This window comes from uncultured Pedobacter sp. (genome assembly GCF_913776295.1).
In the GTDB taxonomy this organism is placed as follows: Bacteria; Bacteroidota; Bacteroidia; order Sphingobacteriales; family Sphingobacteriaceae; genus Pedobacter.
Genome location: NZ_CAJYOJ010000075.1, coordinates 1 through 13,435 on the forward strand (window position 1 = coordinate 1; position 13,435 = coordinate 13,435).

At 40.4% G+C, this 13,435-nt stretch carries 10 protein-coding genes; 6 read left to right on the forward strand and 4 right to left on the reverse strand.

Translation table 11 applies throughout. The features are described from left to right. Window positions 1-119 precede the first annotated feature (119 nt). The gene (locus QZ738_RS16975) at window positions 120-896 is read left to right on the forward strand and encodes a DUF3825 domain-containing protein (protein ID WP_293788924.1); all 777 of its coding nucleotides are present in this window, start codon (window positions 120-122) and stop codon (window positions 894-896) included. 198 nt (window positions 897-1,094) lie between these two features. Here QZ738_RS16975 and QZ738_RS16980 read toward each other — a convergent pair whose 3' ends face one another. After that, entirely contained in the window at window positions 1,095-2,279 is a 1,185-nt protein-coding gene (locus tag QZ738_RS16980; RefSeq protein ID WP_293788925.1) for an MFS transporter, read from the reverse strand. Window positions 2,280-2,974: 695 nt separating this feature from the next. Beyond that, window positions 2,975-3,559, reverse strand: coding sequence for a sigma-70 family RNA polymerase sigma factor (locus QZ738_RS16985; protein ID WP_293788926.1), 585 nt, complete (start codon window positions 3,557-3,559; stop codon window positions 2,975-2,977). A 260-nt stretch (window positions 3,560-3,819) separates the two neighbouring features. Here QZ738_RS16985 and uvrA point away from each other — a divergent pair, with 260 nt between their 5' ends. Both uvrA and QZ738_RS16995 read left to right on the forward strand, forming a co-directional pair. Continuing rightward, on the forward strand, window positions 3,820-6,633 hold the full coding sequence (gene uvrA, locus QZ738_RS16990) for an excinuclease ABC subunit UvrA (protein ID WP_293788927.1): 2,814 nt from the start codon (window positions 3,820-3,822) through the stop codon (window positions 6,631-6,633). Between the two features lie 8 nt (window positions 6,634-6,641). Beyond that, window positions 6,642-7,295, forward strand: a complete 654-nt coding sequence (locus tag QZ738_RS16995) for a LysE family transporter (RefSeq protein ID WP_293788928.1) — start codon at window positions 6,642-6,644, stop codon at window positions 7,293-7,295. On the opposite strand, the gene QZ738_RS17000 is transcribed toward QZ738_RS16995, so the two are convergent. Further along, entirely contained in the window at window positions 7,285-8,610 is a 1,326-nt protein-coding gene (locus tag QZ738_RS17000) for a M23 family metallopeptidase (protein WP_293788929.1), read from the reverse strand. The genes QZ738_RS16995 and QZ738_RS17000 overlap by 11 nt on opposite strands. 4 nt (window positions 8,611-8,614) lie before the next feature. Continuing rightward, window positions 8,615-9,055, reverse strand: a complete 441-nt coding sequence (locus tag QZ738_RS17005) for a hypothetical protein (protein ID WP_293788930.1) — start codon at window positions 9,053-9,055, stop codon at window positions 8,615-8,617. A 195-nt stretch (window positions 9,056-9,250) separates the two neighbouring features. Between QZ738_RS17005 and QZ738_RS17010 the strand changes: the two genes are divergently transcribed. The 3 genes from QZ738_RS17010 to QZ738_RS17020 are packed head-to-tail and all read left to right on the forward strand — an operon-like array spanning window position 9,251 to window position 13,409. Then, on the forward strand, window positions 9,251-10,093 hold the full coding sequence (locus QZ738_RS17010; RefSeq protein WP_293788931.1) for a metallophosphoesterase: 843 nt from the start codon (window positions 9,251-9,253) through the stop codon (window positions 10,091-10,093). A 16-nt stretch (window positions 10,094-10,109) separates the two neighbouring features. Further along, a complete protein-coding gene (locus tag QZ738_RS17015; RefSeq protein ID WP_293788932.1) occupies window positions 10,110-10,949 on the forward strand; it encodes a hypothetical protein in 840 nt (279 codons plus the stop codon). An 18-nt stretch (window positions 10,950-10,967) separates the two neighbouring features. Then, a complete protein-coding gene (locus QZ738_RS17020; RefSeq protein WP_293788933.1) occupies window positions 10,968-13,409 on the forward strand; it encodes a bifunctional YncE family protein/alkaline phosphatase family protein in 2,442 nt (813 codons plus the stop codon). Window positions 13,410-13,435: the final 26 nt, after the last annotated feature.

Genomic DNA, 13,435 nt, shown 5'->3' on the forward strand with positions numbered 1-13,435 from the left:
AGTTCAAATTGAGCTATAAGATCAGTAGGTAATAATAATTTAAGTAGTTCGGTCTCCAAGGCAGTTCTGCTAAAAAAGGCTAAACTAAAAATTTAATCCCAGCCCCCCAACTTTTTTGCTTGATCCAGTTATTTAAATTCGCTTTCTTTCCTTCATACGATGAAAAAATCCGAGATTTAGCTGATAACATTGCTGATCCAGAAAGTTGGGATTTTTCAGATTCAACTTTAAAAAGTTATCAGATTCTCAAAAATTATCTTGAGCATACTTTTAGGAAATTAAAATCAGAAGGAAAAATTTGCTTTACTTCGAACAATAGGTACGCTGCATTTAATACTGGGCTTGTAACTTCCAATCTGGAAGAAATCATTGCATTTTTTGAAGAATATAAAAATCAGAGAAATGGATTCAGTACACCATATTTCTTTAAGGGTTTTCTGAAAAATAGTGACAATCAAATTTTAACTCACTTTTCTAATAGCCTACCTGAAATAGCTAATTATTTTGAAAAACCTGCAGCCTTGATTTTTAATCCGAAATGCAATTTGATACCAGATATAGATCATATCATTAGCGATAATTTATCTAGATTCCCGTCTCATCTTCAGTCAGCTCATGATGATGAAATAAGAAGACAACTTTTTGGAGCAATTGATGATGTTAAAAAGAAGGTTAGAACAAATTACAAAATAGCTATTCCTCAATATTATGATAATAAAATTCAGCTGCTATTACCATTATGTTTAACTGCAGGCTCGCCTAATCCTGATTTGGCCCTTGTTGTTCATGCATTAAATGAATCGACTTATACAGCAAGAACCTGCCTAACGCTTAAGATGGCATACAACAATGCTCGCCTTATCGTTAAACCACAAAGCTCGTGGCTTAAACCTTAGTTCAAACAAGATTAATCTTGATCTTTTGTTCGAAAAAACAATTAAGATGTACAAATCAGAAAAACGAGTTCTTAACGGCACAGCGCTTCGGATCTAAACCTAATGGAATGGCAGCTCCCCGCATAAAGTCGGTACTATAATGAACAATACTGAAGATTTAAAAATGTACACCTTTTGTTTTCCGAAAAAGAAAGTCGGTTAGTGAAAAGAAGTAGCTGGTACTTTAATCTTTTCTGATGCACCTTGATTGCTTTTGATGAGCCAGAAGGCGAATAATGCGCCCACCAAAGCCATAGCTGCACCCACATAAGCCGGTGAGGTATAATCGAAACCATAAACCAGTGGAAGTCCACCAAAGAAAGCGCCCAAAGCATTACCAATGTTAAAACTCGCCTGGCTGGCAGATGCCGCCAACATTTCTGAACCTTTGGCACTTTGAATCATCAACATCTGGATGGGGGCAGCCAGCGAGAAAGCGACGGCGCCGGTAATAAAAGTCATGATTAACGCCAAAGGTTGGCTCGCCGATACAAAATGAACAATGGTTAAGGTAATCACCATCGTGAGCAATAAAGCTGCAGATGCTTTGGCTGGAGAAAATTTATCGGCCAAACGGCCGCCAACGTAATTGCCGAACATCATGCCCAAACCCGCCAGCATTAATATATAAGTTACCGCGTTTGGCGAAAAGCCTGCAACGTCTGTCATTAATGGAGCAATGTAACTGTACCAGGTAAATAACCCGCCTGTACCGATAGAGATCATAAAAATAATGATCCAGGCGTCTCTTTTTTTGAAGAAACTTAATTCAGCTTTTAAATCTCTGTTTTTTGTTGCTTCTAACGCAGGTAACCATAATTTTAAACTTAATAAGGTTACCAAACCCACAAATACCACCACAGCAAAAGATATACGCCAGGAGAAATTGTGGCCGATGAAAGTGCCTAGTGGTACGCCTAAGATGTTAGCAATGGTTAAGCCCATAAACATCAGCGATACAGCCTGTGCTGCTTTCCCTTTTTCAGCTATTCTGCTGGCCACTACTGATCCGACACCGAAGAATGCCCCATGAGGCAAGCCGGAAAGTAACCTGGAGATAAAAAGAATGTTGAAAGTAGGTGCAAATGCAGAAAAGGCATTGAAGACCGTAAACATGATCATCAAGGCCATCAATATTTTTTTGGGTGGATATTTACCCGCAATCATAATCAACAAGGGAGCGCCTATTACCACGCCTAACGCATAAGCAGAAATTAAATGCCCGGCCTCCGGAATGGTTACTTTAAGATCTTTAGCAATATCGGGAAGCAGGCCCATCATTACAAATTCAGTGATTCCGATGCCCAAACCGCCTAAAGTAAGTGGTAGTAAATTCTTGTTCATAGTGCCCTTAGTGTTAAAATTACACTATGCAAAGGTAGGGCTTTTTATGGTTGTGTTTGTAAAAATTGGGACATTTATAACAGACGGAAGATGGGGTTGGAGGATGGAGAGCTAGGCGGTGGTAGGATGTTTCATGGTTGATAGGCAATAGTTAATTACCATGGTTGAATTTTTGTGCGCTTGAATCTTCATGGTTGAGAGCCAAATAGTTTATGCCCTTATTGGTTAGGCCGTTTTCCAACGAACTATTAACCCATAATCCAGCAAGCTTGCAATAATAAATGAACCAATAATTAATAAACCAATGATCTATAACTAATGAGCTAATGATCAATGAACCACCTCACTTTTCCTTTTTCCATAAAAAAAGGTCGTCCCACCCTGTGGAACAACCTCTTTACATTGCAAATTTTTATAACGACCTGCTGTATGCTAAAATCTTATTGATGGTTTCTTCTTGAGGATCTTTAGCAAGTCTATCTAACTTACCTTTTATTTGATCATAAAATAAGTCGATTTCTGCGTCCGATTCGATGTCAGTTCTAGGCTGAAACATGTTGGCTGTAGGTAAATTTACATTGTTTTTTGATGTAGAGGTTTTTGTCATAAGCAGCTAAATGTGATAAGTTTTATAAACTTAACGATAGTTCAGATGCTTTATTTCAAACCCGCAAAAAAAATATGTAACATTTTTACTACCCTTTGTAGGTCATTTCTTTTGTTTTAAGCATCTTACGCAAATTACTCAATGCATAACGCATACGGCCCAAGGCTGTATTGATGCTTACATCGGTTAAGTCTGCGATCTCTTTAAAGCTTAAATCTGCGTAATGGCGCATTAAGAGTACTTCTTTCTGCTCATCAGGCAGTAAATGGATCAAGGCTTTCAGATCTTTATGGGTTTGATCGCGAAGCATTTTATCTTCTGCACTTTCATCATAAAAGTGTAGCATATTGAATACATCCATTCCATCAGCACTGGTGATGATCGGCGTTCTCTTTTCTCTTCTGAAATAATCGATAACCAGGTTGTGCGCAATACGCATTACCCAGGGTAAAAATTTACCTTCCTCGTTATATCTTCCCGATCGCAGCGTATTGATCACTTTAATAAAGGCATCCTGAAATATATCCTCAGCTAGATATTGGTCTTTTACCAATAAGTAGATAGAGGTATAAATTTTACTTTTATGTCTTTTAAGAAGTTCCTGCAATCCATTCTCGTTCCCGGCAATATATACCTTTACCAGGTCCTGATCATTGTATGATTGTAAATTCATAGGTTTACCTACACTAAATCCCGTACTGTTTGCTAAAAATTAATTTGTAGATGTTTAATTTCTATAGCTTGTCTCCTATGTTTTTTGAAATGTGTTAGTTTGGTTTTGAGGTTGTTAATGTTCAAAGAAAGTTATTTTTTTATCAAAAAACAAAAAATAAAATGATAAAAAATAAATTAACCGTCTGAGTACCCTATTTTTGTATCTTCCAAAAACCCTAACCACATTCTGGGGTTATATATTTATATTCGTTACCATACATGAGCAAAAAAGAGGCCGAAAAAGATCCGCATAAAAATATTATCATAAAAGGTGCAAGGGTGCACAACCTAAAGAACATCGATGTTGCCATTCCCAAAAATAAACTTGTGGTGGTAACGGGCATGTCTGGTTCGGGTAAATCTTCGCTTGCATTTGATACTTTATATGCAGAAGGACAACGCCGATATGTAGAAAGTTTGTCATCATACGCCCGCCAGTTTATGGGCAGGATGAATAAACCGGATGTTGATTATATCAAAGGTATTGCTCCGGCGATTGCCATCGAACAGAAGGTGATTACATCCAATCCCCGCTCTACGGTTGGTACCTCAACTGAAATTTACGATTACCTGAAATTGCTTTTCTCACGCATAGGGAAAACCATATCGCCGGTTTCGGGCAAGGAAGTAAGAAAGGATTCGGTAAGCACTGTGGTAGATTATGTAAATGCCATGCCTGAAGATACGACGGTAACCATTTTTTGTCCGCTATATCCACATAACAACCGTACGATCAAAGAAGAGTTGGCTATTTTATTACAGAAAGGATTTTTACGCGTTCTGATTAACGATAAAATAGAAAAGATAGAAACTATTCTAGATGATGCCGATTTTAAGGACGAAGAACTTACCGATGATAAAACCGTTCAGATTCTGATCGATCGTATTGTAACCAACCAGGAAGAGGAAACATTGAGTAGACTGGCTGATTCTGCACAAACCGCTTTTTTTGAAGGCAAGGGAGATTGTTATGTAGAAGCTCAGGGTACAACGAAACATTTCAGCGATCGTTTTGAACTGGATGGAATAAAATTTGAAGAGCCTACACCAAACTTTTTCTCCTTTAATAACCCTTATGGTGCCTGTAAACGCTGTGAAGGATACGGGAACGTTATTGGAATTGATGAAGATCTGGTGATTCCTGATAAGAGCAAAAGTGTTTATGATAATGCCATTGCCCCATGGCGTGGCGAAAAAATGAACGTCTGGTTGCAAAACTTTATTAAAGCCGCACCCAAATTCGATTTTCCGATCCATCGCGCATATAGTGCACTTACTGAAAAAGAACAGCAGTTACTTTGGACCGGAAATAAATATTTTGCTGGTTTGGATGCTTTTTTCAAAGAACTGGAAGAGCAGACTTATAAAATCCAGTATCGCGTAATGCTGTCGCGTTATCGCGGTAAAACCACCTGTCCTGATTGTAAGGGTTCGCGTTTGCGTAAAGATGCCTCTTATGTTAAAATAGCTGAAAAATCGATTATCGATGTGGTGCTGATGCCTTTATCGAAAGCTTTGGTTTTCTTTAATGAACTAAAACTAAGTGTAAACGATGCCAAAATTGCCAAACGTTTGCTGGCAGAGATCAATAACCGTTTCCTGTATTTAAACAATGTGGGTTTGGGTTACCTTACCTTAAACCGCTTATCGAATACTTTATCTGGAGGAGAATCACAAAGAATTAATCTGGCAACATCCTTAGGCAGTAGCCTGGTTGGGTCGGTTTATGTATTGGACGAACCCAGTATTGGACTGCATCCAAGGGATACCAATAAACTGATTGAGGTGTTGGTTTCACTCCGAAATGTAGGTAATACCGTATTAGTGGTGGAGCATGAAGAAGAAATGATGCGTGCTGCTGATCACATTATTGATATTGGTCCGGAGGCAGGTACGCATGGTGGTAACCTTGTTTTTAGTGGGAACTATGACGAGATTTTAAAAGATAAACATAGCTTAACAGGTCGTTATCTTTCTGGATCAGAGAAAATTGCTATTCCGGCGAAACGCCGTAAATGGAAAGATCACATCCTGATTAAAGGAGCAAGGGAAAATAACCTGAAAAGTATAGATGTTAAGTTTCCGCTAGGCGTTTTTACCGCGGTAAGTGGTGTTTCCGGATCTGGTAAAACCAGTTTGGTGAAAAAGATTTTATATCCGGCGCTGCAAAAAGCCATCGGAAATTATGCCGGTGAACAGACGGGTGCATACGATGGTATTTTCGGTAATTATGACCTTGTAAGTGCGGTAGAACTGGTAGATCAGAACCCAATTGGCCGTTCCAGTCGCTCCAATCCGGTTACCTATGTTAAAGCCTGGGATGACATCCGTGCACTTTTCTCAGGCTTGCCTGCTGCAAAGGCCGCCGGCTTGAAACCTGCTGCTTTCTCCTTTAACGTAGAGGGGGGGCGTTGCGACGTTTGTCAGGGTGAGGGCGAGGTGAAGATCGAAATGCAATTTATGGCTGATATTTACCTGCCTTGCGAGGCTTGCAACGGTAAACGCTTTAAACAACAAGTGTTGGATGTTACTTATAAAGAGAAAAATGTTTCTGAAATTTTGGATATGACCATTGATGAGGCTGTTGATTTCTTTAAAGAGGAACAAAAAATCCTGAATAAATTAAATCCATTGGTTGATGTTGGATTAGGTTACGTGCATTTAGGCCAGTCATCTAATACTTTATCAGGTGGTGAGGCGCAGCGGATCAAGTTGGCTTCATTTCTGATTAAAGGCAATAATGCAAACAAAACGGTGTTTATTTTTGATGAGCCGACCACCGGGTTGCACTTTCATGATATTAAAAAATTATTAAAAGCATTAAATACACTTATTGAGCAGGGCAATACCATTTTGGTGATCGAACATAATATGGATATGATCAAATGTGCCGATTGGGTGATCGATATCGGTCCTGAAGGGGGAGATGGTGGTGGCAATCTGGTATTTGAAGGAGTGCCTGAAGAACTGGTTAAAGTAGAAAACTCGTATACCGGAAAATATTTGGCTGCGCATTTAAATTTAAATCCATAATTTCGGCAATGCTTTTTCTAACGTTTTTAATCGGCATCCTTCTCAATGCCATGGGGTATATTCCTCCCGGCAATATTAATCTTACCGTAGCCCAGCTTGCCATTAATAAAGGCATGCGGCAGGTTTGGTATTTTATCTTATCCTTTTCGTGTGTAGAGGTATTTTTTACTTTCGGGATGATGCGCTTTGCCCGATGGGCAATGAGCGATATTAACCCTAATGAGGCTGTTAGCGAGGTGCGTTTGGGCACTTTGGTAGATTGTTTTATGATTGTGATGTTTCTGGTAATGGGAACCATTACCTGGAAAAACAGAAAAAAAACACCGAAAACCAGTAGCAAAAAAGATGATAAGCGTAGTGGAAGCGTTTTATATGGATTGATTTTGGGGGTATTAAACCCGGTCCAGATTCCATTCTGGCTGTTTTTTGGTAATTATGTCATTTTACACCAATGGATTCAGACCGATTACCTCTCACTGGTCATATTTAGTTTAGGCTCGGGGGTAGGATCTTCTCTGGCACTTTATGTATATGCCCATTTTGCCACCTATATCCAGGAGAAATTTGCCCTGAGCAGTCTGATCATTAATAAGTCCATTGCCATATTTTTATATGCACTGGCCGCTTACCTGATCGTGAAACAATTGATTGTTATTTTATAATCCAGCCGGTTGCTGCATCTGTACTGCCAATGAGTTGATAATTGCCGAAAATCCCTAAAAGGTTTACGGTCTGTCCTTCTTTTAAGGTTATTTTAGGCGCTGCTAAACTATCCGGTTTATCATAAACTTTTTGCTGAAGTGTATTGATCTTAAATTTTTTCAAAGGTTCAGCTACCTGTACAAGGCTATTGCTTTGAATAAAACCCGTGCTTCCATCAGGCAATTCTGCCTTATAATAATTTGCTGTTGCTGCATATGCCTCTACAATAGTGCCTGTATTCAATGTAGCCAGAACAGTTGCTTTATTTTGCGGAGCGGATAACATTTTGGTGGCAGATATAGTTCTTAAAGTTTTATTCAATTTATTGATTGGAGCGGTAACGGCACTCGGCGTTTTGGTTATAGGATCTATAAAAGGCAATGGGTTTACGGCTCCATTAAAGGTGTAAATTCCAAAATGTAAATGGGTTGGCGTATTGCGCGCATTGCCGGTATTACCCATAAAGCCTAAGGTATCACCTATGTTTACATCCTGCCCTTCTACGGCCAGCTGTTCGTCCAAATGGGCATAGTATAACGTATAATCTTTACCTTTCGGGCGCACCCAAACTACTTTTCCACCCAGGTTATTTTCGTTTACGCGTGTCACCGTTCCTTCCGAGATGGCCAGAACAGGTGTTCTGAAATTGCCAAAAATATCAACGCCTTCATGTTTCCTCGCATTATTATCCCTGCCATCTCCCCAATAACTTTTGATGCTATTGGTATTTTTTGATTTTATCGGGAAAGCAAGAGACGGACCAGCGGTAATTTCTAATTCATAAGCTACATTCTGCAACAGTTCCGGCTGTAGCCTGATCAGATAGGAACCTGTTTCATCGATATCAAAGCTAATAGGATTATTTAAAGTATCGGCAGAGGCAATGAGTTTTTGGGTTTGATCCACACTATACCAAACGTCAATATAAACCAAAGCATTGGTTGAAGGCTTTTTGCTTAGCTTTATGTTTAACTTTTGCCCTTTGGTTGCATTGAATTTATAAGCAGTTGCAGGAACCTTATCTGCAGCGAAATAACCGTTCTCTTTATAAGGGATGTTAATATTTAATGCTTTTTGGGTACTCAAATTAGCTGCATTCAACCATGCAGACCCCATGGCTGTTTTATCCAGCCCTACATTTATCAACTTTTTTTGATATTGCTCGTGCGGACTTGAGGCCTTAAACAGATTAACCGATCGTGTTTTGCATGACAATATACCTGATGCAAGCATCGCGATGAAAAAGAGCCAAAGCCGGGATCTGTAAGTTTTCATGACCCTAAGCCTTTTTCAAATGTTTAAAAACTGCCGCCGTTACCAATCCACCGATCAGGTACCAGGTGACCGTTAATATTTTAGCTTTATCGGTTTTAGTAACCGGCGTATCATCTAACCCGACTTTATCTGGGATGCTTATTGCGCCCAAACCGGCAGTAAGACCTGCTATTGCACCTTTGAAATAAATGTTCTTTTTATCTCCTAAGCCAATGGCGCTGTAGTACAAGGTATTGCTGATGATATCGCCCGCCAGGGTTGCCAGATATAGATTGTCGCCCTTCGGACTATCAAGATTTAAATTGGCCATTGATTTGGAAAGCGCCTGCTTACCCAATAGGTCTATCCTTGGTGCTCCAGGATCAAACCGCCTAACACTTTCATGCAATATATTTAAGGCTGCAGCACCTGCGAAGCCAGCTAGTAAAGATTTAAGTGATTTCATATTAGAATAATCCCCACAAGTGACAAATTGTTTTATGAGGATCAAGATTGTGTGATGCATCGCAATTAAAGTACTTTCTCCGTTATAAAATTGATACACAAAATAGGTTCCGTTAACTTAATCATAACATTAAATTTATGTTTAGGAAGTTTGCCCAAACTAATATTGGATTTTAATACAAACACATTTATCCTTATGTCTGACAGGCATTTTTTTCTAAAAAATGGTTTGGCTGCTGTGGTAGTGGCCGGTTTATCACCAGTTCTTCCTTCGTTTGCTGAAGAAAGTAGTATGGCAAGCAAACCTGTAAAAAAATTAAAACTTCGTTTTGCAATCGCATCCGACGGGCACTACGGGCAGCCGGGAACTGATTATAGGCTTCATCACGAAAATATGGTAAAATGGCTGAATGCCTCGCATGAGCAAAATCCACTGAATTTTGTCATCATCAATGGCGATCTGGTACATGATAGGCCCGAATTATTGAAAGAAGTAAAAAGGGATTATTATGATCGTTTAAAAGTTCCTTTTTATGCCGTGCCTGGTAATCATGACCACGCAGATACGGCACTCTGGAAATCGGTTTTTGGTTATGAAGATAACTTTTCATTTGAAAAAAATGGAGTTGGTTTTGTTCTTGCCAATACTTCGGATCTTAAGGGAACATATCAGTGTCCAGATAACGATTTTTTAAAACAGGAACTGGATAAATTTAAAGATTTAAAAATGGTATTTGTGGTATTACATATCCCACCACATTTCTGGGTGCCGGAGAGTCCATTTGTGGAGTGCCCCGATACCATTAAGTTGCTGCACAGCTATCCAAATGTGAAAGCCGCATTTCATGGCCATGACCATAGTTTGGATGCGGTTTTTTATACCGGTAAATTGCCACATTTTTTTGATGCACACATAGGTGGCAACTGGGGCACGGCCTACAAAGGTTTTCGCATTGTGGAAGTGGATGAGCATGACAAGGTTAATACTTATCAGGTAAATGCAAGTCAATCGCCTTTTTTAAATGAAACCCAATTCTAGCGCTTCATTATTTAAAATGAAAAAGATAATTTTTGCAGCTGTTTTTGCTGCATTCGCACTTCGGGGCTCGGCTCAGAGCTTAGCCAATGTTAATCCGGAATTGAAGACAGGCAACGATGCAGCACAGCCGTTTTTGTTTATTTTAAACACCCTTACTGCAGAAAACCCCCGTTGGAATATTCATTATTCTGGTAGTTACGGCCAACGTACCAACGGACAATTTGGATATGATGGCTTAGGACAGCAATTTGGAATTAAGGGATATTTGGGTAATCGTTTAACCTTATATGCTACGGCAGCATTGGGATTTGCCAATGGCGGGGGCGTTGCTTCTGCACAGCAGGCCGAACTGATCCGCGACCTGATAGGAGGAAAGGGAATTGCAGGTTTTAGATTGGGGGCAGGTTTGGGTTTAAGCCGCGATTGGTCTAGCATTGGGTCGGCCATTAGCCGCATTACAGCTGCCTTCGATCGACCCAATTGGCGTATGGCGGGTAATTTACGCTTCGAAAAAGCCTTTAGCCGCAGCCGCGATAAGCTCGATTTTATTACCAGTATTGGTTTTCAGCACCGTGTTTCAAACTCCTTATTCCTGGGTTTCGAGGCGCTTGGTCAGGATCTGGAGGGCTTTTGGGAGAAGGACGAAGCAGAGGGTGGCGCAAAATTAATGATCGGCCCCTCTATTAATCTGGAACCAAAGGACGGTAAACTATCGTTCACCCTCTCAGGTGGTCCGGTATTTTATGCTACAAGGAGCCAGGTCAGCTCTCCGGCAGCCATACGTGAAATCGGTAACATTGCCTCAGGCAATGGTTATAACATCAGGGCCCTGGTAAACTTTAATCTTCACCGGTAAGTTTTATAAGTCAACTCAATGAAAAAATCATATATCCTTATTCTCGTTGCTTTTTTGCTGGTACAGCGTGGTTTTGCACAATGGCCTGGTAAAAATGAAACTACACAGCAAATTTTATTACCTAATGGTTGGAAATTGAGCCCGGCCGGGCATTCAATACAATTGGGCGATTTGCCTTTAAACATGCAGCTGAGCACATCGGGTAAATACCTGGCCATTACCAATAACGGCCAGAGTACACAATCGCTTCAACTGATTGATCCTAAAACCGAACAAATTATTGACGAAAAGGTAATGGCCAAATCCTGGTACGGAATTGCTTTTAGTAAAGATGAAAAACACCTCTACGCATCAGGCGGTAACGATAACTGGATTCTGGATTTTAATATTGTAAACAATAAACTGGGCAGGAGTGATACCATTATTTTGGGGCCGGTTTGGCCAAAGGGTAAAATATGTCCTGCCGGTATTGTGGTAAATAGCAGTAACCGTAAATTATTCACTGTTACCAAAGAAGATAGCGCCCTGTATATTATTGATCCGAAAGCAAAAAAGATTTTAAAACGGTTACAACTTCCTGCCATTGCCTATAGCTGTACACTGGCAGCCGATGAGCGTAAATTGTATATTTCGCTTTGGGGTGGAAAAGCAGTGGCAGTTGTAGATCTGCAATCAGAAACTATTATTCAGCAGATCCCGGTAGGCGACCATCCTAATGAGCTTTTATTTAACAAAAAAGGTAATATCCTGTATGTGGCCAATGCGAACGATAATACGGTTTCAGTGGTAAATACGCTAAACAACAAGGTTATCGAAACCATTTCTACTACGCTTTATGCCACACAGTTAACAGGTTCTACCACTAACGGTTTGGCTTTAAGTGCCAATGAGAAAACCTTGTACATTGCCAATGCTGATAACAACTGTTTAGCGGTGTTTGATGTAAGCAAACCTGGAGTAAGCTTAAGTCAGGGTTTTATTCCGGTAGGTTGGTATCCAACGAGCGTTAAGGTATTGGGTAATAAAATTTTGGTAACCAACGGTAAGGGAAATACCTCAATGGCGAACCCTAAAGGACCTCAACCCGTTTCTAAGGTGGATAACAGCGATTACCACATGGGCAGTACGGCTAACAGCAGGCTGCAATACATTGCCGGTTTGTTTAAAGGTACGCTGTCTTTTATAAATTTTCCCAAACCCGAACAATTAAAAGTGTACACGAAACAAGTTTATGCGAATACACCATTTAATGACAAAAAAGCGATAACTGCAGATGGGGAGGCCGGAAATCCGATTCCAAGAAAGCAAGGTGAAAAATCACCAATCAAACATGTGTTTTATATTATTAAAGAAAACCGTACGTATGATCAAGTATTGGGCGACCTAAAAAAGGGCAACGGAGATTCTACATTAACGCTTTTCGGGCGTAAAGTGACACCCAACCAACATGCTCTGGCAGAGAATTTCGTATTGCTTGATAACTTTTATGTAGATGCCGAAGTTAGTGCCGACGGGCATAACTGGAGCATGGCAGCTTACGCAACAGATGTGGTAGAAAAAACGTGGCCAACCAGTTATGGTGCCCGTGGCGGGAGTACCAGTTTTGAAGGTGGCAGGCCGGTAACTTACCCGAAAGGGGGTTTTATCTGGGATTATTGCCAGCGGGCAGGAATCAGTTACCGCAGTTATGGCGAGTTTGGTTCTTACGCTAAAGCGAATATCAAATCGTTACAGGGGCATATGTGTCCGGCTTCTCCGGGTTTTGATATGGATATTAAAGATCAGGTGCGTGTAGATGCCTGGCAGCACGATTTCGATTCTTTACTGGTAGCCGGTGCGGTGCCCCAGTTTAGTACTTTACGGATTTCTAACGATCATACCAGCGGCCAGAAGAAAGGAAAATACTCGCCACAGGCAGCGGTTGCCGATAATGATCTGGCAGTAGGTAGAATCATTGAACATCTTTCGCACAGTAAGGTGTGGAACGAGTCGGTTGTGTTTATTTTAGAAGATGATGCACAAAACGGGCCAGATCATGTAGATGCACACCGTTCTCCGGCTTATGTAATTGGCCCTTATGTGAAAAGAAATGCGGCGGTGCATACCATGTATTCTACATCAGGCTTTCTGCGTACCATGGAACTGATTTTAGGTTTACCACCCATGAGCCAGTATGATGCAGGAGCAATGCCCTTATATGAGTGCTTTACAAGTAAGCCGGATTTTACGCCGTACAATGTACTGCAGCCCCTTATTGATTTAGACACCAGAAATGTGGCGGTTAGTGAAAGCAGCAGACGTTCTGAACTGTTCAATTTTGCGAAAGAAGATTCTGCCCCCGATTTAGATTTAAATGAAGTAATATGGAAATCGGTTAAAGGTGAACAATCAGTAATGCCGGCTCCCAAACGAAGCGCTTTTGTGATTCTTGAAAAAAAGAAAAAAGATGATGATGATTAGCCTTCGCTTATGATCTGATTTTTAAA

Coding starts and splice junctions, on each gene's coding strand:
- QZ738_RS16980 (WP_293788925.1), bottom strand. CDS start 2,279: ATGAACAAGAATTTACTACCACTTACTTTAGGCGGTTTGGGCATCGGA.
- QZ738_RS16985 (WP_293788926.1), bottom strand. CDS start 3,559: ATGAATTTACAATCATACAATGATCAGGACCTGGTAAAGGTATATATT.
- uvrA (WP_293788927.1), top strand. CDS start 3,820: ATGAGCAAAAAAGAGGCCGAAAAAGATCCGCATAAAAATATTATCATA.
- QZ738_RS16995 (WP_293788928.1), top strand. CDS start 6,642: ATGCTTTTTCTAACGTTTTTAATCGGCATCCTTCTCAATGCCATGGGG.
- QZ738_RS17000 (WP_293788929.1), bottom strand. CDS start 8,610: ATGAAAACTTACAGATCCCGGCTTTGGCTCTTTTTCATCGCGATGCTT.
- QZ738_RS17005 (WP_293788930.1), bottom strand. CDS start 9,055: ATGAAATCACTTAAATCTTTACTAGCTGGCTTCGCAGGTGCTGCAGCC.
- QZ738_RS17010 (WP_293788931.1), top strand. CDS start 9,251: ATGTCTGACAGGCATTTTTTTCTAAAAAATGGTTTGGCTGCTGTGGTA.
- QZ738_RS17015 (WP_293788932.1), top strand. CDS start 10,110: ATGAAAAAGATAATTTTTGCAGCTGTTTTTGCTGCATTCGCACTTCGG.
- QZ738_RS17020 (WP_293788933.1), top strand. CDS start 10,968: ATGAAAAAATCATATATCCTTATTCTCGTTGCTTTTTTGCTGGTACAG.